This is a genomic window from Dyella thailandensis, assembly GCF_050749815.1.
Classification (GTDB): Bacteria; Pseudomonadota; Gammaproteobacteria; order Xanthomonadales; family Rhodanobacteraceae; genus Dyella_A.
Genome location: NZ_CP192735.1, coordinates 3,039,520 through 3,064,256 on the forward strand (window position 1 = coordinate 3,039,520; position 24,737 = coordinate 3,064,256).

The window sequence follows — 24,737 nt, forward strand, 5'->3', positions numbered from 1 at the left end:
CGGCACCCGATGATTTTTGAAACGTGTGTCAGTGCGTGAGGGCGCTGGCGAGCCGGTCGAGACGACCGCGCGCCGAGCCATCGATCACTTCGCTACCGGTGTCGATCACCACGCCCGCCAGCAGCGAGGCGTCGACCTGGGTTTCCAGTTCGATCTCGCGCTTGAAGCGGCGCTTCAGCGAAGCCTTCAGTTGTTCCGTCTGCGCAGCGTCCAGAGCCATCGCGCTGGTCACCTTCACCAGCAGCTGCGACTCGGCTTCGCGCTTGTAGGTCTCGTACAGGGCAGCGATTTCCGGCAGCAACGCCAGTCGGCGGTGCTCGGCCAGCTCGGCCAGGAAACGGCCGAACGGTGCGTCTGCCGCCATGTCGCGCGGCAGATGCAGGGCAACCAGCTGCGCCGGCTGCACCCGCGGATCACCGGCCAGATCGCTCACCCGTGCGTCGTTGGCGACCATGGCGGCGAGCGCCAGCGCGTGCGACCACGTGCCGGTGTCGCCAGCCGCACGCGCCACCTCGAAGGCAGCGCGTGCGTAGGGTCGAGCGAGAGTGATGGCTTGGCTCATGGATCAGATCTCGGCAGCGAGCTGGTCGAGCATGGCCTTGTGCGCCGATGCGTCGATCTCGCGCTGGACGATCTTCTCGGCGCCCTGGACCGCCAGGCGACCGACCCAACCACGCAGCTCTTCGCGGGCGCGCTGCTGCATGCTGGCGACTTCTTCCGTCGCCGCGGCCTTCACGCGTGCCGCCTCGACCAGCGCCTCGGCGCGAGCCTTGTCGACAATCTGGTTGGCCTGCTGCTGGGCACGCTCGACGATCTCGGCCGCCTGCTGACGCGCCTGCTTGATTTCGACCGCCGCCTTGGCGTCGGCGTCCTTCAATTCGGCGCGCGCGCGCTCGGCAGCCGCCAGGCCTTCGGCGACCTTCTTCTGGCGCTCTTCGATGGCCGCGTTGAGTTGCGGCCAGATGAACTTGGTGGTGAACCAGACCAGGATGGCGAACGACACCATCTGGCCCAGGAAAGTCAGATTGATATCCATGAGCTTTCCGTTGACTCCGTAACGCGGGGGGCCGCCTGACCGCCGCGGCATGAAGCCACGGCGATCATCAACGGGGGACTGTTACTTCGCGAAGTTTTGGATGACCTGGGCGGTCAGCGGGTTCGAGAAGGCGAACAGCAGCGCCACGGCCAAGCCGATGATGAACGCCGCGTCGATCAGGCCGGCGAGCAGGAACATGCGGCCCTGCAGCAGCGGAACCAGCTCCGGCTGACGGGCAGCGGACTCAAGGAACTTCGAACCCATGATCGCGATGCCCAGACAGGCACCGAGCGCGCCGAGGCCGATGATGATGCCGATGGCGATCGCGGTCTGGCCCTGCACATGGGAAATGAGTTCAGCGAGGTTCATGGTGTTCTCCTGTGAATCGTAAAGGTAAAGACGAAACGAACTGTGGAAAGCGGAAAAGCGTCAGTGATGCTCGTGCGCCGTCGCGATGTACACGATGGTGAGCATCATGAAAATGAACGCCTGGAGCAGGATGATCAGGATGTGGAAGATCGCCCACGCCGTGTTGAACAGCACGCCGGGGAGGAAGCTGATCCAGCCCGCGAACAGTCCGGCGATCAGCATGAAGACCAGCTCGCCGCCGTACATATTGCCGAACAGTCGCATGGCCAGCGACACCGGCTTAGACAGGTATTCGATGACGTTGAGGCCGAGGTTGGCGGGCACCAAGACCAGCTTGACGATGGGGTTGTGCGCGTGGAACGGCGCCGTCACCAGCTCCTTGCCGAAGCCCAACGTGCCCTTGGCCTTCATGCCGTGACCGATCACGATGAAGAACACGCACAGCGCTAGGCCGATAGTGGTGTTGATATCGGCCGTGGGCACCCAGCGGAAGAAGGTGTGGTGCGCCATCTCCGCGCCGCCCATGGTCTTGACGGCCATCCCCGGCGCGTCGAGCGGCAGCAGGTCCATCGTGTTCATGAAGGTGACCCACATGAAGATCGACAGCGCCAGCGGCGTCACCGTGCGGCGGTCGCCGTGGAAGGTGTCCTTCACCTGGGTGTCGACGAACTCCACGATCAGCTCGACGAACGCCTGCCCCTTGGACGGCACGCCCGAGGTCGCCTTGCGTGCCTTCAGCCAGAACCACAGGCAGAACAGCACGCCCAGCACAAACGACACCACCAGCGAATCGAGGTGGATGCTCATGAACGGACTGTCGCCCAGCTGCACCGTGTTGTGATGCAGATGGTGCTGGATGTATTCGGTTAGACCGCCTTGCGGCTCGGTAGCCATGCCTCAACCCTTGAATCGAAACGCCAGCAGATTTATCGCGTAGGCAGCCACCAGCCCTGTCAAAGCGGCCAGTGGCGGCAGTTTGTATTGACCCAGGATGGTGACCAGTCCCACGATGATAACCATCCACTTCAGCACCATGCCCGACAGCAGACGCCCCATCGCCAGACCGCCGGCACTCCAGCCGGCGAAGGTGCGCCAGGCCAGCAGGGCAGTGCCCAGCGCCACGATCGCACCCCCACCGAACGCAGCAAGCGCTGAACGCGGCCCTTGCCACAGAAAGACTGCACCCAAGGCGGTGGCGACAACCAGCTGCAGCGCAATCACGCGCGCAGCAAGACGTCGACCCGAGGCTAAGCTGTTGAGCACGTGACATCCCCCACGGTTTCGCTGTGTCAGCGGCACCGGTCCGTCAGGTTGGTGGGGCACGGTCCAAGCTCTGGAATTGTAACAGGCGGCGGTTTGCAGCGACAAGCCGATGGCGGTCAAAGTTGTCGCAGTCCGGGCACAAAAAAGGCCGGGTCCATGGACCCGGCCTTCCTTGTGACGCGTTACCCGCGATTACTTGCTGGAGGCCTTCTTGGACGCCGCCTGCACCGGAGCGCTCACCGCCTCGTTGGCGGCCTGCTGCTGCTCCTGCAGGATCGCGCCGAGCGACTCGGCGGTCTTCTGCGACACGGCGAAGATCTCCTGGCTGACGGCGACGGCGCGCTCGGCGTTGTCGCGGCTCAGCGTGGCGCCCTTTTCCCAGAGCGATCGGAAGCCGTCGACGTCACGGGCCTCCATCGCCTCGGCGAGGAACTCGGCAGAGGCCTGGGCCTGCTTCTCGAGTGCCTTGAACTGCAGGCCGGCAACGGCCTCGAAACCCTTCAGAGCCAGCGACTGGGCCTTGAAGGCGCTATCGGAGAACTGCTTGGCGTAGGCAAACGCATGGTTGGTGAACTGCTGATTCATGGCGATCTCCCCTCGATGGGGTGGCTGGTAGTGGAGCCACCTTACCAAAGACCATGTTGCAGTGCAATATATTTTTTGTTTCCGCGCTTGGCGTTTAGCCAAAAGTCATGCCTTTCAGTTACATGACAACACTGCCACACCGGTGCACTGCGTCAAAAACTGCGCGCCGAGCACTCTGCGCCCGAGGTGCAGGTCTCGTGCACCACCACCCGATCCAGGCCCGGCAAACGCGGCGCGAGACGCTGCCAGATCCAGCGCGCCAGCATCTCGCTGGTCGGATTCTCGAGTCCCTCGATGTCGTTCAAGTAGTGATGGTCCAGCTGCTCGTAGAGCGGCGCGAACGCCGCCTTGACGTCGGCGAAGTCCATCACCCAGCCCAGCGTCGGATCGGGCTCGCCCTCCACGTGGATTTCGATGCGGAACGAGTGCCCGTGCAGGCGCGCGCACTTGTGCCCGGCAGGCACGTTGGGCAGGCGGTGAGCCGCCTCGAGCTGGAACACCTTGAAGATATGCATATCGTCTCGCCGAAATCAGAGAAGCCCGCGCGTGGCGCGGAAACGTCGGCGGGGCGAATGGTGGCTATGGGTGGACTCGAACCACCGACCCCAGCATTATGAGTGCTGTGCTCTAACCAGCTGAGCTACATAGCCATGATCTGACGCGCCGCTGACCGGTTCCGTCCAGCGGGGCGCGGCAGTGTACTGGCGGGGCTGGCGCGGTTCAAGTCTCGGCTTGCTGCCTGTTTGGCCGCTATGGTTGAATCGTCCACGGAAGTACCGGCCCCGCGCGCCTTGCAGCGGCAGACTCCGGACTTCTCCAGGAGACGACATGATCGATGTTGATGGCTATCGTCCGAACGTGGGCATCGTGCTGTTGAATGGCGATGGCCGACTGTTCTGGGCGCGTCGCGTCAACCGCGATGGATGGCAGTTTCCGCAAGGTGGCATGCGCAGCGACGAAACTCCGCTTGAGGCGATGTATCGCGAGCTGCAGGAAGAAACCGGCCTGTCGCCCGAGCACGTCGAAGTGATCGGCGCCACGCGCGGCTGGCTGCGCTACCGGCTGCCGCATCGCTACGTTCGCCACCACCAGCGCCCCACCTGCATCGGGCAGAAGCAGGTGTGGTTCCTGCTGCGGCTGGTGGGCGGTGAGGACGCGCTGAAGCTCGATGCCTGCGAGAAGCCCGAGTTCGACCTGTGGCGCTGGGTCGATTTCTGGTATCCGGCGGCCCATGTGGTGAACTTCAAGCGCCAGGTGTACGAGCGGGCGCTGCGTCAGTTCGCACCGCTGGTCGAAGGGCTGCTTAGCCTGCAGGTCGGCGCACCGCCGCCGCGCGAACACGGCGGCTCCAAGGGACGCGAAGCGGCCTGAGCACCCGGCGGCCCGCCGTCGGCCCGCCGCTGTAAACGTCGGTTGACCCAAGCGCTCGGGCTGATCGGCCGCTGGGCGATGCGCTGAGGATCTCTTGGCAGATTCGCGCCCTGTTCCTTGACGCTTCCGTCACGGGACGGCTATACGTTCCCTCTTTGCCTGGAGGGGTCGCATGCCACCTCGCCCACCACCGCGCTTCGTCGTGCAGACGCATGACACGGCCAGCCGGCGCCGGCGTCGCCTGCTGCTGATCGTAGCCTGGCCGCTGAGCCTGGTGGTGGTTGCCGCGGTGGCACTGTGGCTGCCCGAGGCGCCGGTACCGCTGGTGCACAACAATCGTGTGGCGCTCAAGCAGCTGCAGGCGGAGAACGAGCAGCTCAAGCAGCAGGTGGCCGGGCTGCAGCGATCGCAGCAGGTCAACGATGTCGCCATGCGCTCGCTGCAGGACACGTTGACCGAGCGCGAGGAGCAGATCAGCGGCCTGCGCGCCGACCTGGGCTTCTATTCGCGCCTGGTCGGAGGCGACGGCCAGCGACAGGGCCTGCGCGTGCAGGAAGTTCGCGTCCAGGCGGTGCCGCAATCCCATGCGTGGGATCTCACGCTCAGCCTCACCCAGAACGTGCGTCGCGGCGACCAGACCAGCGGCAAAGCCACGGTCACCGTGGAAGGCCTGCGTGGCGACAAGGTCGAGCAGCTGGACTGGAATGCCCTGGGCGACGCGGCGCAGAAGGACGGCCTGCCGTTCTCCTTCAAGTATTTCCAGCAGCTGCACGCCACGTTCGTGCTTCCGGCCGACTTCCGGCCCACCCGACTGCGCATCCACGCCATGCCTGGCAGCGGCACTGCCGCCGACCGCACGGTGGCGTGGGCCGACGCGCTCAATGGCAACATCACCCATGCCCAAGGGGACAACGATGCTCAACCGTAAACGCGCAGGCCGTGACTCGCCCAGCCACGACACCAGCCTGATTGCCCGCGGCACCATCATCCGCGGCGACGTGCACTTCACCGGGGCGCTGCATCTGGATGGGTGCATCGAAGGCGCCGTGATCGCTGAGGCCGAGGACGCCGTGCTGACCGTGAGCGATCACGGCCAGGTGATCGGGGAAATCCGCGTGCCGCACGCGGTGGTCAACGGCCGTATCGACGGCAACGTGCTCAGCGACGCCCGGCTCGAGCTGGCGGCACAGGCGTGCATTTCCGGCGACGTGCACTACCGCCTGCTGGAGATGGCCGCCGGGGCCCAGGTGAACGGCCGCATGGTTCACGTGGGCGCGGAGGTGGCCCGCGAACTGACCGCCCCGAAAGCGCTCGCCAATACGCCCGCCGCGGCCGAGGCGGAGTCGGCGTCGGCCTGAACGCGCTATGCTTGAGGTCAGGCGTTAGCCACCTCATATGTAGCCGTCATGGAAACCATCGTCGCCTTTCCCGATTACCGCAGCGCGCAGGCGCCGCTCGTGTTCACCGACGCCGCAGCACGCAAGGTGCACGAGCTGATCCAGGAAGAGGGCAATCCCGAGCTCAAGCTGCGCGTGTACATCACCGGTGGCGGTTGCTCGGGCTTCCAGTACGGCTTCACCTTCGACGAGACGCGCGCCGAGGACGATCTCGCGCTTGAGCGCGAGGGCGTCACGCTGCTGGTCGATCCGCTGTCGCTGCAGTATCTGGGCGGCGCGGAGATCGACTACGCCGAAAACCTCTCCGGCTCGCAGTTCGTGATCCGCAATCCGAACGCCAAGACCACCTGCGGCTGCGGCTCCTCCTTCTCCACCTGAGCCGGACCCGCACGGGCGTGCAGCAACAGAACACTTTCAGCGGCCTCAGCCTCCGCCTCGACCGCACCGCGGAACGCCGCGACGAGCGCGACTGGATCGATGCCCGTGCCGGTGACACCACGGCACGCTTCCTCGTGCTGGATGGCGAAGACCTCGCCTACGTGCAGCGTGGCGCCGAATCGCTGCGCTGGCTTGGCGCCGACGAGCGCACCCGCTGGTTGCCGGATGCCGAGCCCACGTTCCTGGGTACCGACGAGAACCACGCCTACTTCCTGGTGCGGCTGGATGCGACCGGACGCGGTGCCGCCGAGGCGGCGGCGCTCGAAGAGGCGCTCGGCGCGCGGCGCATCCACCTGCGCCAGGCCGGTCTGCAGCTGGACGCCCACGAGGCCGCACTGTTCGCCTATGCCAAGGGGCTGGCGCACTGGCAGCGCGAGATGCGCCATTGCACGGCCTGCGGGGCGCGCGTGGCGCTGGTCGCCTCGGGCCATCGCGCGCAGTGCACCGGCAGCGACTGCGGCAAGCTGCATTTCCCGCGCACCGACGCGGCGATCATCGTGATCGTCGAGCACGAGGGCGCCTGCCTGCTCGGCCGCCAGGCAGGCTGGCCCGCGGGGCGCTATTCCACGCTCGCCGGTTTCGTCGAGCCCGGCGAGTCGCTGGAGGACGCCGTGCGCCGCGAGGTCGCCGAAGAGGCCGGTGTGCGTGTCGACGAAGTGCACTACCACTCCTCGCAGCCGTGGCCGCTGCCCGCTTCGCTGATGATCGGCTTCACCGCCACCGCGCACGACCGCGCGATCCGCCTGCGGGACGGCGAGCTGGAAGACGCCCGCTGGTTTACCCCGCAGGAGATCGCCTCGGGCCTGGCCGACGGCAGTTTCGCCACGCCGCCGAAATTGTCGGTGTCCTACCGGCTGCTGGCGCACTGGCTGCACGAGCGCGCCGGGATCTCGCTGGACGAGCTGATCGCCCGCGCGCGCTGAGTTTGCTCGCTTACAATACGGACTCCTGTTCCTGGAGTTTCCGCATGGCCATCCGCCTGCTCGCAGCCCTGGTCGCCCTGGGCCTGCTCCATCTGCTGCCGCAGCTGGCGCGCTGGCATGTCGACGGCCTGCAGCGCCGCTGGGTGGCTGCACTGGGCGATCTGCACGGCGCCGTGCGCGTGCTGGTGGTGGCGGGCGTACCGGTGGTGCTGTGCCTGCTGCTGGCAACGGCACTGCACCACGCGTTCCTGGGTGACCTGGCGCTGCTCGCGCTCGACGTGCTGGTGCTGCTGTTCTGCTTCGGCCCGCGCGCGTTCGAGGCGGATCTCGAGACGATCCTCGCCGCACCCGACCGCCCCAGCCGCGAGGCGGCCGCGCAACAGCTGGCCGATGGCGGCGAGCGTGTGACGTGGAGCGCCCACGGGTTGGGCGAGGCGATCGCCTATGCCGCGCTGCGTCGGCGCTTCGGTGCGCTGCTGTGGTTCTTCGTGCTCGGGCCGGCGGGCGCGCTGGGCTACCGGCTGGTGCAGTCGCTGGGTCGCGACGACACCCTGCTGCTCGATAGCGCCAGCCGTGAGGCAGCGCGGCGCACGGCCAACGCCTTGGATTGGGTACCGGCGCAGTTGCTGGTGTTCACGCTGGCGGTGGTCGGCCACTGGGATGCAGTGATGGCCGCATGGAACCGCTGGCGCCAGCAGGCCGGTGACGGCCACTGGCATCGCGAGGAGCCCCGCTTTCTCGCCGCGGCCGCCTGCGCCGACATCGACGTGGAGATCGAGGCCGGCGATGGCTACGTGGAGGAGCGCAGCGATCCGCTGCTGGAGTTGGTGCGCATGCGCAGCGCCTTCCTGCGTGCGCTGGTGGCCTGGATGAGCGTAGTCGCGCTGGTGGTCATGGGCAGCTGGCTGGCCTGAACCCGCCTCACGTAGGAGCCCGCTCGCGGGCGATGCTGTTGGCTTTGATATCGATTCGAAGCGAAAAGCATCGCCCGCAAGCGGGCTCCTACGCGAGGTCGCCGCGCAGTTCGCGCACGCGCGTCTCCAGCACCGACGCGGTCGCCTGATCCGGCGCAATCGGCGCATCCACCACCAGCTCCACCCGCGCACGGAATCGCCGCGGCAGGCGCGAGCGCCCCATCATCGAATCGCGCCGGCTCCACACGCTGCCCCACAGCCCACGCAGCGCCATCGGCACCACCGGCACCGGGCGGCGCGCGAGAATCTTCTCCATGCCCGGACGGAACGCCGCGATGGCGCCGTCACGGGTGAGCCCGCCCTCGGGAAAGATGCACACGAGCTCGCCATCGGCGAGCGCCGCATCGATTGCCTCGTAGGCCGCGGCGAGCACCGCCGGATCCTCCTTCTGGCCCGCGATGGGAATCGCCTTGGCGGTGCGGAACACGAACTTCAGCAGCGGGATGTTGAAGATTCGGTAGTACATGACGAAGCGCGCGGGCCGGCGCAGGTGCGCCATCAGCAGCAGCGGATCCATGAAGCTTACGTGGTTGCACACCAGCAGCGCCGGACCCTCCTCCGGCACGTGCCGCATGCCGTCCACGCGCACACGGTAGAGCGTGTTCACCAGCACCCAGGTGATGAACCGCATCAGGAACTCGGGCACCAGGGTGAAGATGTAGACCGCCACCAGCACGTTGAGCAGCGCGGCGACCAGGAAGATCTGCGCCGACCCCAGCCCCGCCCGGCTCAACGCCAGACCGGCGACCGACGCGACCACGATGAACAGCGCGTTGAGGATGTTGTTGCCGGCGATCACCCGCGAGAGCCGATCGCGCGGCGTGCGCGCCTGTACGAAGGCGAACAGCGGCACCACGTAGAAGCCGGCGAACACGCCGATCAGGGTGAGGTCGAGCACGATGCGCCAGCTGCCCGCCGCGGCCAGGAACGCCTGCCAGTGCAAGCCCATCTGCGCCGCCGCGCCCGGGCGCGCCAGATACAGATCCACGCCGAACGCGGTGAGCCCGAACGCGCCCAGCGGCACCAGGCCGATCTCCACCCGCTTGCCCGACATCCGCTCGCACAGCAGCGAACCGACGCCGGTGCCCAGCGAAAACAGCGTGAGCACCAGGGTCAGCACGCTGCCGTCGCCGCCGAGGTTGTGCTTGGCATACAGCGGCAGCTGCGCGGTGAGCATGGTGCCGAAGAACCAGAACCAGGAGATGCCCAGCACCGCGTTGAACACCGCGCGGTCCGCGCGCGTGATGCCGAGCACGCGCACGGTCTCGGTGACCGGGTTGGGGTTGAACACCAGGTGCGGCGCGGTGGCCGGCGCGGGCGGAATGGCGCGGCTGCAGGCGTAGCCGACCAGCGCCACGGCGAGCGTGGCAACCGCCGCTGCCCACGGCCCGATGCCGGCCAGCAGCATCAGCGAATTGCCGGCGACCATGCCGATCAGGATCGCCAGCTGCGTGCCCATCTCCACCATGCCGTTGCCGCCGACCAGCTCAGTGTGCTTGAGCGCCTGCGGCAGGATCGCGTACTTGATCGGCCCGAACACCGTCGAATGCACGCCCATCATGAACAGCACGCTCAGCAGCAGCGGCAGGTTGTGCGTGTGGAAACCCCACGCGGCCAGCGCCATCGCGGCAATCTCGAACAGCTTCACGTAGCGGATGATGCGGGTCTTCTCGAACTTCTCCGCCAGCTGGCCGGCGGTGGCCGAGAACAGGAAGTACGGCAGGATGAACAGCGCCGGCGCGAGGTTGGTGTACAGCGACACCTCGCGGTCCGGCAGCCCCATCTGCACGGCCGCCAGCATCACCATCGCATTGCGGAACGCACTGTCGTTGAACGCGCCCAGCGCCTGGGTCCAGAAGAACGGCGCGAAGCGCCGGCGGCCGAGCAGGGTGAATTGGCTCATGCAGGTCCCGTGGGAAAACGCCGGCGCCTAGCCTAGCGTGAATACACCACTGCACGCGCCGTTCCCACCGCACGACTTCGCGCGCGATTCGGGGCGCGCCGGAAATGGCGCGTCACCCGAGCCACCTGTCGCGCCGATGCGGCGGACCCCGCGGCTTGCCTAGCGCAGATGCAGCGCGCGATGCGCGATATCGCGGCGGTAGAAAGCACCGTCGAAGCGAACTTTCGCCGCCGCCGCGTAGGCGTTCTCGCGCGCGGCGGCGATGTCCTTGCCCAGCGCGCAGACGGTGAGAACGCGGCCGCCGGCCGTGACCGGGCGACCCTGTGCGTCCAGCCGGGTGCCGGCATGGAACACCTTCGCTTCCGGCGCCAGCGGCGTGTCCAGGCCCTCGATCGGAGTGCCGCTCTTCACCGGGCCGGGATAGCCGCCGGCGGCCATCACCACCCCCAGCGACGGGCGCGGATCCCAATGCGCCTTGGTGTGGTGCAGTTCGCCATCGAGCGCGGCTTCGATTAGCTCCACCAGGTCGGACTTCAGCCGTAGCATGATCGGCTGCGTCTCCGGATCGCCGAAGCGCACGTTGAACTCGATCACCTTCGGGTTGCCGGCCTTGTCGATCATCAGGCCGGCGTAGAGGAAACCGATGAACGGGGCGCCCTCGCCAGCCATGCCGCGCAGTGTCGGCTCGATCACCTGCTTGAGGATGCGCTGCTCCACCTCGGGCGTGACCACCGGCGCCGGCGAATACGCGCCCATGCCGCCGGTGTTGGGACCGAGGTCATTGTCGTCGCGGCGCTTGTGGTCCTGGCTGGAGGCCATCGGCAGCGCGTGGCTGCCGTCGCTCATCACGATGTAGCTCGCTTCCTCGCCGTCGAGGAACTCTTCGATCACCACGCGCGCCGAGGCATCGCCGAACGCGTGCCCGCCGAGCATGTCGTGCAGCGCCTGCTCGGCATCGGCCAGAGTCAGCGCCACCACCACGCCCTTGCCCGCCGCCAGGCCGTCGGCCTTGATCACGATCGGCGCGCCTTGCTCGCGCACGTAGGCGAGCGCACGGTTCAAGTCGGTGAACACGGCGTAGTGCGCGGTGGGGATGTTGTGGCGAAGCAGGAAATCCTTGGCGAACGCCTTGGAGCCCTCCAACTGCGCGGCGATCGCACGCGGGCCAAAGATGCGCAGCCCGGCGGCGCGGAACTTGTCCACCACGCCGGCCACCAGCGGTACCTCGGGGCCGACCACGGTGAGCCCGACCTTCTCGGCCTTGGCCAGCGCCAGCAATCCGGCGATGTCGTTCGCTGCCACGTCGGCGTTGCGCACACCGCGCTCGCGCGCCGTGCCCGCGTTGCCCGGCGCCACGATCACCTCGTCGACCCGCGGCGACTGCTTGAGCTTCCACGCCAGCGCGTGCTCACGCCCGCCGTTGCCGATGACCAGAACCTTCATGCCTTGCTCCGAAAATGCCCCACGCGCCCGCGGCGCAGGCGCGCATTGTAGCGGCACGGTCGGCTAGGCCGACGGCGTGCGGCCGCGTCAGTCGCGGGCGGCGAGCAGGGCGAGCAGGGCGGCGCGCGGCAACTTGCCGGTTTCGTTGCGCGGCAGCGCGTCGACCAGGCGCAGCGGGCGCGGCAGGAACAGCGGGTCGATCGCGCCGCGCAGCGCCTCGAGGATCTGCGCCTCGCCGAGGCCCGGCGCCACCGCCAGCGCGGCGATGCGGCGCACGCCGCGGGCGTCCGGTTCGTCCAGTTGCAATACGGCACCGTCGCGCACGCCGGGGATGGCGAGCAGGCGGCGGGTCAGGTCGCCGAGCGAGGCGCGCTTGCCGGCGATCTCCAGCATGTCGGCGTGGCGACCGCACAGGCGGAACGCACGGCCACCGTCATGCAGCGTCACCAGGTCGGCCAGCACCACCGGCGCGGCCAGCTGCGGCGCGTGGACCTGGGTGCCATCGGGCTGCGGATGCAGGCTCACGCCCTCATACAGCTGCCACAGCTCCGATGCGGTCGGCTGCCGGCTGCCGAATACGCAGGTTTCGGTGGAGCCGAACACCTCCAGCAGCGGCGCGCCATAGCGCTGCTCGGCCGCTTGTGCGAGCTCGACCGGCATCGGCGCGGTGGCCGAAAGCATCGCCGCCAGCGGTGGCAGCGCCACCCCGGACTCGACCAGCGCGCGCAGGTGCACCGGCGTGGTCACCAGCACGCGGGGCGCCGGCACGGCGGCCAGTGCGGCCGCCACGTCGGCCGGAAAGAACGGCCGGCTGCCGCATACCGCCACGTCGCCGAGCAGCGGCAGCACCACCGACGTCTCCATGCCGTACATGTGCTGCGGCGGCACGGTGGCAACCACGTTGCACGGGCCGTCGACGTATCCGCGCAGCATGCGCAGGTTGCCGGCGTTGCTGGCATGGAAGCTGCGCCAGGTCTTCACGTGCGCGGCCGGCTGGCCGGTGGAGCCGGAGGTGTAGCCGAGCGCTACGACTTGGTCAGCGTCGATCATCGGCCAATCGATGGGCTCACCCGCTACCGGCCGGGCCACCAGCGAGGGCAGGCGGTGGTAGTGCGGCGGCGCCGGCTCCAGCGCCAGGTCGCCCAGCGCATAGCAGCCGGGATGGGCGGCCATCACCTCGTCGATGGCACGCGGCGCGCGCGAGGAGGGCAGCAGGTTGGTCTGTCCACGCAAGGCGATGGCGCTGAACGCGACGAGGAAGGCGTAGCGGTCCTCGCAGAGATTGACCGCGGCGGCGGCCGGCGGCAGGTGGTCGGCGACGTGCTGCACATCGGCGAGGAAGTCGCGCGCACTGATCGGCGCGCCATGGCGCCAGGCCACGGTGCGATCGCCGTCGCCGGCGGCCAGCAGCGGAAGCTGTGGCGCCAGCGCCAGGTCGCGCTGCGGCGTGTCGAAGACTGTGGCCAAACCGGATGACTCCCGCGATCCCGTGCCGCCAGGCGGCGCTGTGTGCGCAGCATCCCCCAGTCGCCCGAAGCCGACGTGAATGCGTGTTGCGTGTGGTCATGCCCGCTTCGCGCCTGGGCTTGCAATGGCGGCCCCGGCGCGCCCCGGCGGGCGATCAGGGGCGGATGATAGCGCCGCTGAGGCCGTCGCGGATGGGGCAGGGCTGCTCGGCCTCGCCCAGCGGCGCGGCAAGCAGGCCATCCAGCGCATCGCCGAAGTAGCCAATCACCTCCTGCGGCGACCGCGCCGGTGGCGCACCATGCGGGTTGGCGCTGGTGGAGACGATCGTCCCGCCGAACGCGCGGCACAGTGCGGCCGCGGTGGGGTGTGCGGTAATGCGTACGGCGATGCCCTCGTGCGCGCCCGTCACCCAGGCCGGCACCGCCGCCGAGCGCGGAAGCACCCACGTGTGCGGCCCCGGCCAGCTGGCCAGCACCGCCTGCCGCTGCGCCTCGGGCAGCTGATCAAGCGCAAGGTAGCGCTCGAGCTGGTCCAGCTCGGCGGCGATCAGCAGCACTCCCTGGTCGGCCGGCCGCTGCTTGAGCGCGAACAGACGCTCGAACGCGGCCAGATCCTGCGGATCGCAACCGAGCCCGAACACCGCTTCGGTGGGATAGGCCAGCACACCACCGGCGCGCAGCAGGGCCGCCGCGCCGTCGATCTCGCCGGATCCGAAGCGATGCAGCAAGCCGCTCATGCCTCGCCGGAGCGCGCCGCGGCCTTTTTCACGGCGGCTTTCTTGGTGGCGGTCTTCTTGGTTGCGGTTTTCTTGGCGGCGGTCTTTTTCGCCGAGCTCTTCTTGGCAGCGGCCTTCTTGGGCGCAGCCTTCTTCGCCGCCGGCTCCTTCTTCGCGGCCGCCTTCTTGGTCGCCGCGGTTTTCTTGGCGAAGCGGCCCTTCTTCACCGGCGCGGCGGCAAGCAGTTCCACGCACTGCGCCTCGGTGAGGTCCTTCGGCTCGACGTCCTTGGGAATGCGCGCGTTCTTTTCGCCGTCGGTGATGTAGGCGCCGTAGCGGCCGTTGAGCACCTGCACGCCGTTGCCGAAATCCTTGATGACGCGGTTGGCGAGCATCTCCAGCTTTTCGGCCACGATCTGCAGCGCGCGCGGCAGCTCGATGGTGTACGGATCGTCCTCGGGCTTGAGCGAGGCATAGGTGCTGCCCCGCTTCACGAACGGGCCGAAACGGCCCACGCCCACGCTGACTTCGTCGCCGTTCTCGGCCTGGCCGAGCTTGCGCGGCAGCTTGAACAGCTCGATCGCCTGCTCCAGCGTGATCGTGTGCATGCTCTGGCCCGGACGCAGGCTGGCGAACTGCAGCTTCTCGTCGGTGTCCTTGTCGCCGATCTGTGCATAGGGTCCATAGCGGCCCAGCCGCACCGAGACCGGCTTGCCGCTCTTCGGATCGACGCCCAGCTCGCGCGCGCCGGTGGCCTCGCTGCGGTCGACCGACTCGGTCTTCTCGTCCACCTGCTGCTTGAACGGCTGCCAGAATCGCTCCATCAGCGGCACCCAGGCCTCTTCGCCGCGGCTCACCGCATCGAGTTCGTCCTCGAGCTTGGCGGTGAAGTCGTAATCGACGTAGCGGGTGAAGTGCTGCACCAGGAACTTGCCCACGGCGCGGCCCACGTCGGTCGGCTTGAAGCGCCGTGCGTCGAGCAGCACGTACTCGCGGTTGAGCAGCACCTGGATGATGCTGGCGTAGGTCGAAGGGCGGCCGATGCCGTGCTCTTCCAACGCCTTGACCAGGCTTGCCTCGGAAAAGCGCGGCGGCGGCTCGGTGAAGTGCTGTTCGGCCAGGATGTCGTGCAGCGGCACCACTTCGCCGGCCACCAGCCGTGGCAGGCGCCGACCTTCGTCTTCGTCCTCGGCGGCCTTCTGGTCGCGGCCTTCCTCGTACACGGCAAGGAAGCCCGGATCGATCACGGTGGTGCCGGTGGAACGGAACGAGGCATCACCGCCAGCGACGTCCTTCAAAGCGAACTCGACCGACACCGTGTTGAGCGTGGCGTGGATCATCTGGCAGGCCACGGTGCGCTTCCAGATCAGCTCGTACAGCTTGCGCTGCTCGTCGTTGAGGAAGCCGGCGACTTCGCGCGGGGTGCGCAGCGCGGAGGTCGGGCGAATCGCCTCGTGCGCCTCCTGCGCGTTCTTGGATTTGGTCTTGTATACCTGCGGAACGTCCGGCAGCGCCTTGACGCCGAACTCGCGGGAGATCACCTGGCGCAGTTCGGCCACCGCGTCGTCGCCGAGCATGGTGGAGTCGGTACGCATATAGGTGATCAGGCCGACGTTGCCCTCGCTGCCCAGCGCCACGCCCTCGTACAGCCCCTGCGCCACCTTCATCGTGCGGCTGGTGGAGAAGCCCAGTTTGCGCGCGGCCTCCTGCTGCAGCGTCGAGGTGGTGAACGGCGCCGCGGGTCGGCGCTTGCGCTCCTTCGAACCGACCTCGCTGACGGTGAGGTTGCCGCGGGCGGCGGCCTTCAGCGCGGCGCGCGCGGTCATCGCGTCGTGCTCGTTGGTGAGGTCGAACTGCTCGAACTTCTTGCCGTTGAGCTTGGTCAGGCGCGCAGTGAAATCGCCCTCGGCATGCTTGAGCTGCGCCTCGACGGACCAGTACTCGCGCGCCACGAACGCCTCGATCTCCTCCTCGCGCTCGACGATCATGCGCAGCGCCGGGCTCTGCACGCGGCCGGCCGACAGGCCCCGCTGCACCTTGCGCCACAGCACCGGCGACAGGTTGAAGCCGACCAGATAGTCGAGCGCCCGGCGCGCCTGCTGGGCGTCGACCAGGTCATGCGAAAGCTGGCGCGGTTCGGCCACCGCGGCCTTGATCGCCTTGGGGGTGATCTCGGAGAACACCACGCGATGCATGCGCTTGCCGCGATCCAGGCCGCGCTCCCTGAGGATCTCGCTGATGTGCCAGCTGATCGCCTCGCCCTCGCGATCCAAGTCGGTCGCCAGATAGATATCGTCGGCCTGCTTGGCGGCCTTGGCAATCGCGTCGACGTGCTTCTCGTTGCGCTCGATCACCTCGTACTTCATGGCGAAACCGTGCTCGGGATCGACCGCCCCTTCCTTCGGCTTGAGGTCGCGCACGTGGCCGTAGGAGGCCAGGACCTGGAAGTCCTTGCCGAGGTATTTGTTGATCGTCTTGGCCTTGGCCGGCGATTCGACGATGAGCAGGTTTTTTGCCATGTGGCGGGGAGTTCCAAAGGAGAATTACCGTCGCTTGGCGACGGACACATATATCTAGTTGAGCCACGTTGGCGCGACGACTGTCAAGCCGAATCGCGCGGAACTGAGGCCTGGCGCGGCTTCGCTCAGCCGCCCAGGCGCTGGTAGCGGTTGCCCGGGAGCGTGCCCACGTGCCCCTCCAGCTCCAGCATCAGCAGCATCGAGGACAACTCGGCCGCCGGCTGGCCGGTACGGCCGACCAGCTCGTCCAACGGCACCGGATCGTGACCCAGGGCGTCGAGCAGCCGCCGGTACTGCGGATCGACCGGCGCGCCGTCCGCCACCGTGTCGGCGCCTGCAGCGACGGGCCCGGCAGCCAGCCGCTGCGCGAGTTCCGCGCCCAGCGCCCGCGCCGCCGGCGCCAGTGCCTCGATCACTTCGCCCGGCTCCTCCACCAGCCGGGCACCGTCGCGGATCAGGCGATGGCAGCCCCGCGCCAACGGGTTGTGGATGGATCCAGGCAAGGCAAACACCTCGCGCCCCTGCTCGCCGGCCAGCCGGGCGGTAATCAACGAGCCCGATTGCAGCCCGGCCTCGATCACCAGCGTGCCCAGCGAAAGGCCGGCGATGATACGGTTTCGCCGCGGAAAATGATCGGCCCGCGCGGCGGTACCGGGCGGAAACTCGCTGACCAGGGCACCGCCGTCCACGATACGCTGCGCCAGAGCGAGATGCTTGCGCGGATAGACCCGGTCCGGACCGGTGCCCACCACCGCCACGGTGGGCAGGCCGGCGTCCAGCGCCGCGGCATGCGCCGCCCCATCGATGCCGTCGGCCATGCCGCTGGTTACCAGCAGCCCAGCCTGACCCAGCGCCCGGGCAAAGACGCGCGCGTTGCCGAGGCCGGCAGGACTGGCGCGGCGCGCGCCCACGATCGCCACCTGCGGATGGAGCAGCAGTGCGGCATCGCCCGCCACGAACAGCGCCGCGGGCGGCTGCGCGATGGTGTCCAGCGGCGGCGGGAAATCCTCGTCCGTGCAGCGCAGCAGGCGATGGCCGTCCCGCATCAGCCACGCCATATCCTCTTCCAGACGTGCCTCGTCCGGCTGGTCCAGCCAGCGGCGGGCCGCGTCCCCGCCACTGCCGGGCTGCCGATGGACCGCCGCAAGCGCGGCGTCCATGCGGCCACCGTGCTCGGTCAGGCGCTCGCGCAGGCCACCTGGGCCCAGGCCCGGGGTGCGCAGGGCGATGAGCCAGTCGCGGAGATCGTTGGCGTCGGTCATCCGGCGAGTCTAAGCGCGGCGCACAAACAAAAACGGCGCGGTAGTACCGCGCCGTCCTGTGGGAATCGGCCGATCCGCGCCTATTCGGGCATGCGCAGATTGTCGCCGCGATGCACCGGCCGCAGGCTGTCCATGATCAGGCCGTAGCTGACACGGTCAAAGGTGCGGAACACCATCACGTGGCCCACGAACTCTTCCGGCAGGGTCACGTCGGGCGAGGTGCCGCGGCGCCAGCTGTTGCCGGCCACGTCGTCGGCGATGGTCTCGCCCGGCTGCCACACGGCGTAGGTCTGGCCGTTCTCGACGCCATCCTGCTTGCCGATCGACAGCGCCACCACCTGGCGCTTGCCGGCCGCATCGAGCGCATCGGCAAAGGCGATCACGCGGGCATGCGGGGCCACCGACTTCGGCGCGTGCGGATAGAAATAGGCATCGTAAGGATGATCGTCGACCGGCATCACGCGGTCGCCCTTGCGGATTTCCATGGTGGAATCGAGCAGCAGCAGGGTCGATACGTCGCCCGTGCGCAGCGTCTCGGCCGTGCCAATCACCGACACTTCCACGCCCAGGTCGTCACCGCGACCGTAGTGGCCGTCGTTGCGGAAATCTTCCGACCACGGGCTGCGCACCATGGACGCGTCGGCGTCGAGGGTGTGGCCGACAATCTCGTTCTCGGCGTCGCTCTTGTCGTCCTGCTCGAAGCCGCGGAACACGTGGGTCGGGCGAACAATGGCCCAGCGCTGGCCCGGCTCCGCCTGCAGGTTGCGCACGTAGAGGTTCTGGCCCGGCGTGCCGCGCAGCCGCGCTTCCTCCATGCCCACCACGTACGGCGCCGAGCTGACATCCTCGGACTTCATGACCCGCATGTCCTTGAGGAACATCCCCAGCTCGGAGAGCGGGATCGCCGGCACGGCTTCGTCGCCGCTGTGCACGCCCGGCTCCAGCTTGAGCGTGGGGCCGTTGATGAAGGACAGATTGAGCACGTCGCCCGGGTAGATCAGGTGCGGGTTCTGCACCTGCGGGTTGGCCTGCCAGATTTCCGGCCACAGCCAGGGCTTGGAAAGGAATTTTGCCGAGATATCCCACAGCGTGTCGCCGCGGCGAACCGTGTAGGTATCCGGATGGCTGGCACGCAGCTGCGCGCCCGCGGCGTAGACGGCAAACGTAACCAGCATGCCGGCCAGCAGCCCGATGGACTTCTTGATCATAAGCGGGAATCCCCCTCCCCCGGTGCAAGCGCGAGTGTAACCGAACCGTTAACCCGCGCAACTGGAGCCAGTTGGCAAAACTGTCTGCATGACGCGGGCTTGGCGACGTACAATAAACCCCATTCTAGATTGCGTCCGGCTTGGTTTTCGCAACGATGCCCACAGTTCCGGCGCCGAGGTGATCCCATGTCCGTGCTCAACATCATTGAATTTCCCGATCCCCGCCTGCGCATCCGTGCCGAACCGGTGCGCGTGTTCGATGCCGCGCTCAAACAGTTCGTCGCCGATATGTTCGAGACGATGTACGCCGCCAACGGCGTGGGCCTGGCCGCCACCCAGGTGGCCGTGAGCCAGCAGGTGCTAGTGGCCGACATGAGCGACGAGCGCAACCAGCCGCTGGCGCTGATTAATCCGCGGATCGTGGAGAAGGCCGGTTCGCAGGTCTACCAAGAAGGCTGCCTGTCGTTCCCCGGCATCTTTGCCGACGTCACCCGCGCCCTGAAGGTGAAGGTGCAGGCGCACGACGTCGACGGCAAGGAAGTGGAGATGGACATCGAGGGCCCGCTCGCGGTGTGCATCCAGCACGAGATGGATCACCTGGAAGGCAAGGTGTTTGTCGACTACCTGTCCTCGCTCAAGCGCACTATGCTGCTCAAGCGCATGGAGAAGCAGCGCAAGCAGGCGGCCAGCGCTTGAGCGGCGAGACCCCGCTGCGCATCGTTTTCGCCGGCACCCCCGAGTTCTCCGTTCCCTGTCTGGCGGCGTGCCGCGCCAGCGGGGCCGAGGTGGTGGCGGTCTATACCCAGCCGGATCGTCCCGCCGGGCGCGGCCGCAAGCTCACCCCCAGTCCGGTCAAGCAGGCTGCGCTTGAAGCCCACATTCCGGTCGAGCAGCCCGAGTCGCTGAAAGACCCCGCCCGCAACCGACTGGCAGCGTACGCGCCCGACCTGATGGTGGTGGTGGCCTACGGGCTGATCTTGCCGCGCAAGGTGCTGGCCATCCCGCGCCTGGGCTGCTGGAACGTGCACGCCAGCCTGCTGCCGCGCTGGCGCGGGGCGGCACCGATCCAGCGCGCGATTCTCGCCGGCGACACCGAGAGCGGCGTCGACCTGATGCAGATGGAGGCCGGCCTGGACACCGGTCCGGTGCTGCTCGAACGACGCACTCCGATTCACGGCGACGACACCGGCGGTAGCCTGCACGATCGCCTGTCGCAACTCGGTGCCGAGGTGCTCGCTGAAGGCCTCAAGCGCGTCCTTGCCGGCGAAACGCTGACTCCCGTATCGCAACCGGAAGCGGGCGTCACCTACGCGCACAAGCTCGACAAGGCCGAGGCGCGTCTGGATTTCAGCCGCCCGGCGCGCGAACTGGAGCGTCAGGTGCGCGCCTTCGATCCATGGCCGGTGGCCGAGGGCGAGGTGGCCGGCGAGACGCTGCGCGTGTGGTCGGCGCAAGCGCTCAATCTCGACCATTACGCCATGCCCGGCAGCGTGCTGGCCGCCAGCCGAGACGGTATCGACATCGCCTGCGCTGAAGGCGCCCTGCGCATCACGGCGCTGCAACGCGCTGGTGGCAAGCGCATCGGCGCGGTGGACTATCTCAACGCCCGTCCCGACCTGCGCTCGGCGCGATGAAACCCGATACCCGCGCCCTCGCCGCGAAGGGGCTGGCCGAAGTCGCCCTGCGCGGTGCTTCGCTGCGTGAGGTGATGGAACGCAGCGCCCCCAAACTGTCCGACCCGCGCGACCGCGCCCTGCTGATGGCGCTGCTGAGCGAGGGCGCACGCTGGTGGCTGCGCTTCGACGCGGCCGTCGACGCGATGCTGGCCAAGCCGATCCGGCACAAGGATCCGGCCATCCACGCGCTGCTGGTACTGGGCCTGGTGCAGCTGGAGATCCTGCAGCTCAGCGACTACGCCGCGGTGGCCGCCACCGTGGAAGCCACGCGCACGCTCAAGCGCCCGGCGCTGGCCGGCATGGTCAACGCCGTGCTGCGCCGCTGGCAGCGCGAGCGCGCGACGCACATCGCTCGTCTCGATGCCGAGCCGACCACCCGCCACGCGCATCCCGCATGGCTGGCCACGGCGCTGCAGCGCGACTGGCCGGCGCAGGCCGATGCGGTGATGGCCGCCGACAACGGCGAACCGCCACTGATGCTGCGGGTGAACCGCCAGCGCAGCGAACGCGCAGCCTTCGTCGCGCGGCTGCAGGCAAGTGGTCACGAGGCGCACGCCCACCCGTGGCTGGCCGACGCGGCGGTGCTGCCGCACAGCACCGACGTCACCCGGCTGCCCGGCTTCGCCGACGGTGCCTTCGCCGTGCAGGACGGCGCGGCCCAGGTCGCCGCCGACCTCGCCGACCTGCGCGATGGACTGCGCGTGCTCGACGCCTGCGCCGCTCCGGGCGGCAAGGCCTGCCACCTGCTGGAGCGGGCGCGCATCGACCTCACCGCGCTTGAGTTCGACGCCAAGCGCGCCGAGCGCATCCGGGACAACCTGATGCGCCTTCGGCTGGATGCCAAGGTGGTGGTCGGCGACGCGGGCGCGCCGCCCGCCGCGTGGAAGAAGCAGCCGTTCGACCGCATCCTCGTCGATGCGCCGTGCTCGGCCACCGGCGTGCTGCGCCGCCGCCCCGACGTGCGTCTGCACCGCCGCGAGAGCGACATCGCCGCGATGGGCGTGCAGCAGCGGCGCATCGTGTCCGCGCTGTGGCCGCTGCTGGCGCCGGGCGGGCGGCTGGTCTACATCACCTGCTCGGTGCTGCGCGCGGAGAACGAGGCGGTCGTGTCCGAGCTGCTGGCGGCGCGTGACGATGCCGCGGCGGTGGCCTTCACGCTGCCGGTCGGGCAGGCCGCGGCCGTGGGTTGGCAGATCCTGCCGGGCGACGGCGACCTCGACGGGATGTATTACGCGGTGCTGCAAAAAAAGGCCTGACGCAAGAAGCTGCGCCCGGCCGCGCCGCACACGCGGCTATGCTTGTACCGATTTCCCCACCGACCCCGATGGAACGCCGCGTCGTGAAACCGCTCCCCGCCCTGTCCCGCGCCCGCCCGCTGTGGCTGTCCAGCGCCCGCGCCGAGCTCCTCTGGGGCGGCCTGTTCGCGCTGTTCGTGCTCGGCGTGGGCATCGGCCTGCGCGATCCATGGCCGTCGGACGAGCCGCGCTTCGCCCTGGTCGCGCGCTGGATGGTGGAGCACGGCCAGTGGCTGTTCCCGCACCGCGGCCACGAGTTGTACCCGGACAAGCCGCCGGTGTTCATGTGGACCCAGGCGCTGGCGTACTTCCTCACGCGTAGCTGGCGCGTTGCGTTCCTGCTGCCGTCCTTGCTCGCGGCGCTGGGCGCGCTCGCGCTCACCTACGATCTGGCCCGCCGCCTGTGGAATCACCGCAGCGGCCTGCTGGCCGCGCTCGCCCTGCTGGTGACGATCCACTTCACCTACCAGATGCGCAACGCGCAGATCGATCCGCTGCTGCTGGGCTGGATCACCCTGGCCAACTACGGCCTGCTGCGCCACCTGCTGCTGGGACCGTCCTGGCGCTGGTTCTGGATCGGCTGCTTCTTCGCCGGCGTGGGCGTAGTGACCAAGGGCGTGGGTGTACTGGCGCTGCTGATGCTCATTCCCTTTGCGTTCGCGCGTCGGCGCGGCTGGCGCCACGTGGCTCGGTTCGACGGCAGCGCCGGGCGCTGGGCGCTGGGCGCGCTCGCCTTCCTGCTGCCGGTGCTGGCGTGGCTGGTGCCGATGGTGTTGATCGCCCGCGCCGACGGCGACCCGCAGCACGCCGAATATGTGCAGAACATCCTGTTCGGGCAGACCGTACACCGCTACGCCACGCCGCCCGGGCACCTGCATTCGCCCGCCTACTTCCTCGGCATCATCGCGGTGGACTGGCTGCCGCTGTCGCTGCTGCTGCCGTGGGCACTGCCAGCATGGTGGCGCCGGCTGAAGCGGCGCGACGCGCGCTTCCTGATCCCGCTGGGCTGGATCGCGCTGGTGCTGGTGTTCTTCTCGCTGAGCCCGGGCAAGCGCGATGTCTACATCCTGCCCGCGCTGCCGATCACCGCGCTGGCGATGGCGCCGCTGTTGCCGGCGCTGCTGCGCCGACGCGGCGTGCGCACGGCGGTGTTCGTGCTCACGCTCGCCCTGAGCGGCGCGCTCGCGATTGCCGGCGCGCTGGCCGTAACGCGGCATCCCAAGTGGTCGCTGCGGCTGGAGCAAAGTCTGGATCCGCAGATCTGGTGGCTGTTCCTCACCATCGGCGTGGCCGGCCTCCTGATCGCGACGCTCACCCGCCTGCGCCGGGCGCCGCAGGGCTGGCTGGCCTTCGCCGCGGTGCTTTGGAGCGTCTACGGGTTGTGGGGCTATCCCCTGCTGAATGGTGATCGCTCCTCGTTGGACGTGATGGCGAGAGCGCGCACCATCGCGGGCCCGCAGGCGCCGATCGGCCTGGTCGCCTGGAAGGAGCAGAACCTGCTGATGGCACAGGGGCCGGTAGCCGAGTTCGGTTTCCTCAAGCCGTGGCCACAGCAGTTCGCCGACGCCACGACGTGGCTGCGGGCGGATCCTACGCAACGCTGGCTGTTCAGCCTAGACAGCGCGATGGGCCAGTGCGTGGACCGCAGCAAGGCGACCTACGTCGGGCACGCCAACCGCCGCGAGTGGTGGATGTTCCGGGCCGGTGCGCTGGTAGTGGGGTGCCTGCCTGATTCGCCGGCTGGCGCAGAGGATGCCGGCGGCGATTGATCGCGGCGCCTGAACGAAGCTTCCTCGCTGCGAGGCGCACCATTATTTCGTCCGGCTAGACTGCCGGCCTCTCCATTTGCTTCATCAGTTCAGCTCTCAGACAATGCCCCGACGAATCAATCTTATTGCCCGCGACAACGGTGTCGGGTTGACCCGCGACCTGCGGCTGCTCGCGCAGATACTGCGCGCCGGCGGCTGCGACGTCACGGTGACGGGTGTCCGTCGCGGGAAGCTGACCAAGTGGCTGCGTCCGTGGGTCCGCCGGGGCGAGTGGATGGTGCGAAGGCTGGTTCGGGGTCGCCGGGCAACCACCCACGATGTCAACGTAATGCTTGAGCACGTCTGGCCCGATGACGCGCCGTTCGCGCATACCAACGTGCTTGTCCCGAATCCGGAATGGTTTCTGCCGCGCGACCGGCAGCATCTGGACCGAGTGGACCGGGTCTTGGCAAAGACGCACCACGCCCAAGTGTTGTTCGAACATCTAGGGAAGACCGTGGACTACGTTGGATTCACCAGCGTAGATCGACTGCTTCCGAGGGAAGTGCCTCGTGATCGCCGCTTCTTTCACCTCGCCGGCCGTAGTCGCTCCAAGGGAACCGAGCGCCTGCTCTCGCTGTGGCGTAAGCACCCCGAATGGCCTGGACTGACCGTGGTGCAGAGCCCGCACAACGCCAAGCCGGGCGAACCGGCAGCCAATATCGACCACCTGGTCGGCTACATGGACGATGCCACGCTGCAGGGACTGCAGAACAGCCACTGGTTTCACCTCTGTCCCTCGGAAACTGAGGGCTACGGTCACTATCTGACCGAGGCCATGAGCGTTGGCGCTATAGTGGTCACGTTGGACGCACCGCCGATGAACGAGCTGGTCCAACCGGGCTGCGGCCTGCTGATTTCCCCCAGCGTCAACACGGGTCGGCAGCATCTTGCCACGACCTACTTTTTTGATGACGCCGCCATGGAGGCGGCCGTCGAACGTGCGCTGGCCATGGACGAGGAGGCGCTGCAGCAGATGGGCGAACGCGCCCGTGCGCAGTTTCTTGCCAACGAAGCCTCATTCGCGCCGCGACTGCTTCGCGTCATCGAGGCGCTCTGACGCCGTGTGAAGCATCCAGGGCACG

The 24,737-nt window shown here is 68.2% G+C and carries 25 protein-coding genes and 1 tRNA gene; 11 read left to right on the forward strand and 15 right to left on the reverse strand.

Going from position 1 to position 24,737, the window contains the following annotated elements:
- Positions 1-28: 28 nt before the first annotated feature.
- The 8 genes from ACQVBX_RS14005 to ACQVBX_RS14040 form a co-directional block, all read right to left on the reverse strand.
- Positions 29-562 carry a F0F1 ATP synthase subunit delta gene (locus ACQVBX_RS14005; RefSeq protein WP_431634855.1) on the reverse strand — a complete coding sequence of 178 codons (534 nt, stop codon included), beginning with the start codon at positions 560-562 and terminating at the stop codon, positions 29-31.
- 3 nt (positions 563-565) lie between these two features.
- Positions 566-1,036, reverse strand: a complete 471-nt coding sequence (locus ACQVBX_RS14010; RefSeq protein WP_431634856.1) for a F0F1 ATP synthase subunit B — start codon at positions 1,034-1,036, stop codon at positions 566-568.
- 81 nt (positions 1,037-1,117) lie between these two features.
- The gene (gene atpE / locus ACQVBX_RS14015) at positions 1,118-1,405 is read right to left on the reverse strand and encodes a F0F1 ATP synthase subunit C (protein ID WP_431634859.1); all 288 of its coding nucleotides are present in this window, start codon (positions 1,403-1,405) and stop codon (positions 1,118-1,120) included.
- 60 nt (positions 1,406-1,465) lie between these two features.
- Positions 1,466-2,299, reverse strand: coding sequence for a F0F1 ATP synthase subunit A (gene atpB, locus ACQVBX_RS14020; RefSeq protein ID WP_431634861.1), 834 nt, complete (start codon positions 2,297-2,299; stop codon positions 1,466-1,468).
- Positions 2,300-2,302: 3 nt separating this feature from the next.
- Positions 2,303-2,668 (reverse strand): ATP synthase subunit I, encoded by a 366-nt coding sequence (locus ACQVBX_RS14025; protein ID WP_431634862.1) that lies wholly within the window; start codon positions 2,666-2,668, stop codon positions 2,303-2,305.
- A 192-nt stretch (positions 2,669-2,860) separates the two neighbouring features.
- Entirely contained in the window at positions 2,861-3,253 is a 393-nt protein-coding gene (locus ACQVBX_RS14030) for a phasin family protein (RefSeq protein WP_431634863.1), read from the reverse strand.
- A gap of 152 nt (positions 3,254-3,405) precedes the next feature.
- Positions 3,406-3,768 (reverse strand): 6-carboxytetrahydropterin synthase QueD, encoded by a 363-nt coding sequence (queD, locus tag ACQVBX_RS14035; RefSeq protein ID WP_431634864.1) that lies wholly within the window; start codon positions 3,766-3,768, stop codon positions 3,406-3,408.
- 58 nt (positions 3,769-3,826) lie between these two features.
- Positions 3,827-3,903 (reverse strand) — tRNA-Met (locus ACQVBX_RS14040).
- A 178-nt stretch (positions 3,904-4,081) separates the two neighbouring features.
- On the opposite strand from ACQVBX_RS14040, the gene ACQVBX_RS14045 reads away from it, so the two are divergent.
- The 6 genes from ACQVBX_RS14045 (at position 4,082) to ACQVBX_RS14070 (ending at position 8,296) form a co-directional block, all read left to right on the forward strand.
- Positions 4,082-4,624, forward strand: coding sequence for an RNA pyrophosphohydrolase (locus tag ACQVBX_RS14045; protein WP_431634865.1), 543 nt, complete (start codon positions 4,082-4,084; stop codon positions 4,622-4,624).
- 172 nt (positions 4,625-4,796) lie between these two features.
- On the forward strand, positions 4,797-5,552 hold the full coding sequence (locus ACQVBX_RS14050; protein WP_431634866.1) for a DUF6776 family protein: 756 nt from the start codon (positions 4,797-4,799) through the stop codon (positions 5,550-5,552).
- Complete coding sequence (locus tag ACQVBX_RS14055; RefSeq protein WP_431634868.1) at positions 5,539-5,982, forward strand: bactofilin family protein; 444 nt, start codon at positions 5,539-5,541, stop codon at positions 5,980-5,982. Before ACQVBX_RS14050 ends, ACQVBX_RS14055 begins: the two co-directional genes overlap by 14 nt.
- 48 nt (positions 5,983-6,030) lie before the next feature.
- Positions 6,031-6,399 (forward strand): iron-sulfur cluster insertion protein ErpA, encoded by a 369-nt coding sequence (gene erpA / locus ACQVBX_RS14060; RefSeq protein WP_423257470.1) that lies wholly within the window; start codon positions 6,031-6,033, stop codon positions 6,397-6,399.
- A gap of 17 nt (positions 6,400-6,416) precedes the next feature.
- On the forward strand, positions 6,417-7,382 hold the full coding sequence (gene nudC, locus ACQVBX_RS14065; RefSeq protein ID WP_431634870.1) for an NAD(+) diphosphatase: 966 nt from the start codon (positions 6,417-6,419) through the stop codon (positions 7,380-7,382).
- A gap of 44 nt (positions 7,383-7,426) precedes the next feature.
- The gene (locus ACQVBX_RS14070) at positions 7,427-8,296 is read left to right on the forward strand and encodes a beta-lactamase induction protein (RefSeq protein WP_431634871.1); all 870 of its coding nucleotides are present in this window, start codon (positions 7,427-7,429) and stop codon (positions 8,294-8,296) included.
- A gap of 88 nt (positions 8,297-8,384) precedes the next feature.
- Here ACQVBX_RS14070 and ACQVBX_RS14075 read toward each other — a convergent pair whose 3' ends face one another.
- The 7 genes from ACQVBX_RS14075 to ACQVBX_RS14105 all read right to left on the reverse strand — a co-directional run bounded on the left by ACQVBX_RS14075 (position 8,385) and on the right by ACQVBX_RS14105 (position 18,873).
- Positions 8,385-10,259 carry an MFS transporter gene (locus ACQVBX_RS14075; RefSeq protein ID WP_431634872.1) on the reverse strand — a complete coding sequence of 625 codons (1,875 nt, stop codon included), beginning with the start codon at positions 10,257-10,259 and terminating at the stop codon, positions 8,385-8,387.
- A 159-nt stretch (positions 10,260-10,418) separates the two neighbouring features.
- Positions 10,419-11,702, reverse strand: a complete 1,284-nt coding sequence (gene purD, locus ACQVBX_RS14080) for a phosphoribosylamine--glycine ligase (protein WP_431634874.1) — start codon at positions 11,700-11,702, stop codon at positions 10,419-10,421.
- A gap of 87 nt (positions 11,703-11,789) precedes the next feature.
- A complete protein-coding gene (locus tag ACQVBX_RS14085) occupies positions 11,790-13,169 on the reverse strand; it encodes an AMP-binding protein (protein WP_431634875.1) in 1,380 nt (459 codons plus the stop codon).
- Positions 13,170-13,323: 154 nt separating this feature from the next.
- Positions 13,324-13,896, reverse strand: a complete 573-nt coding sequence (locus ACQVBX_RS14090; protein ID WP_431638191.1) for an L-threonylcarbamoyladenylate synthase — start codon at positions 13,894-13,896, stop codon at positions 13,324-13,326.
- 5 nt (positions 13,897-13,901) lie between these two features.
- Positions 13,902-16,403: a DNA topoisomerase I gene (locus ACQVBX_RS14095; protein WP_431634876.1), complete on the reverse strand. Its 2,502-nt coding sequence runs from the start codon at positions 16,401-16,403 to the stop codon at positions 13,902-13,904.
- Between the two features lie 125 nt (positions 16,404-16,528).
- Positions 16,529-17,665: a DNA-processing protein DprA gene (gene dprA, locus ACQVBX_RS14100; protein WP_431634877.1), complete on the reverse strand. Its 1,137-nt coding sequence runs from the start codon at positions 17,663-17,665 to the stop codon at positions 16,529-16,531.
- 80 nt (positions 17,666-17,745) lie between these two features.
- Positions 17,746-18,873, reverse strand: a complete 1,128-nt coding sequence (locus ACQVBX_RS14105; protein ID WP_431634878.1) for a LysM peptidoglycan-binding domain-containing protein — start codon at positions 18,871-18,873, stop codon at positions 17,746-17,748.
- 186 nt (positions 18,874-19,059) lie between these two features.
- Between ACQVBX_RS14105 and def the strand changes: the two genes are divergently transcribed.
- From def to ACQVBX_RS14130, 5 genes are all read left to right on the forward strand, one after another.
- Positions 19,060-19,569 (forward strand): peptide deformylase, encoded by a 510-nt coding sequence (gene def / locus ACQVBX_RS14110; RefSeq protein ID WP_431634879.1) that lies wholly within the window; start codon positions 19,060-19,062, stop codon positions 19,567-19,569.
- Complete coding sequence (gene fmt, locus ACQVBX_RS14115; RefSeq protein ID WP_431634880.1) at positions 19,566-20,507, forward strand: methionyl-tRNA formyltransferase; 942 nt, start codon at positions 19,566-19,568, stop codon at positions 20,505-20,507. Before def ends, fmt begins: the two co-directional genes overlap by 4 nt.
- Positions 20,504-21,805, forward strand: a complete 1,302-nt coding sequence (gene rsmB, locus ACQVBX_RS14120) for a 16S rRNA (cytosine(967)-C(5))-methyltransferase RsmB (RefSeq protein WP_431634882.1) — start codon at positions 20,504-20,506, stop codon at positions 21,803-21,805. Before fmt ends, rsmB begins: the two co-directional genes overlap by 4 nt.
- Positions 21,806-21,873: 68 nt before the next feature.
- Positions 21,874-23,613, forward strand: coding sequence for an ArnT family glycosyltransferase (locus ACQVBX_RS14125; RefSeq protein WP_431634883.1), 1,740 nt, complete (start codon positions 21,874-21,876; stop codon positions 23,611-23,613).
- Positions 23,614-23,716: 103 nt separating this feature from the next.
- Complete coding sequence (locus ACQVBX_RS14130; protein WP_431634885.1) at positions 23,717-24,712, forward strand: glycosyltransferase; 996 nt, start codon at positions 23,717-23,719, stop codon at positions 24,710-24,712.
- Positions 24,713-24,737 lie beyond the last annotated feature (25 nt).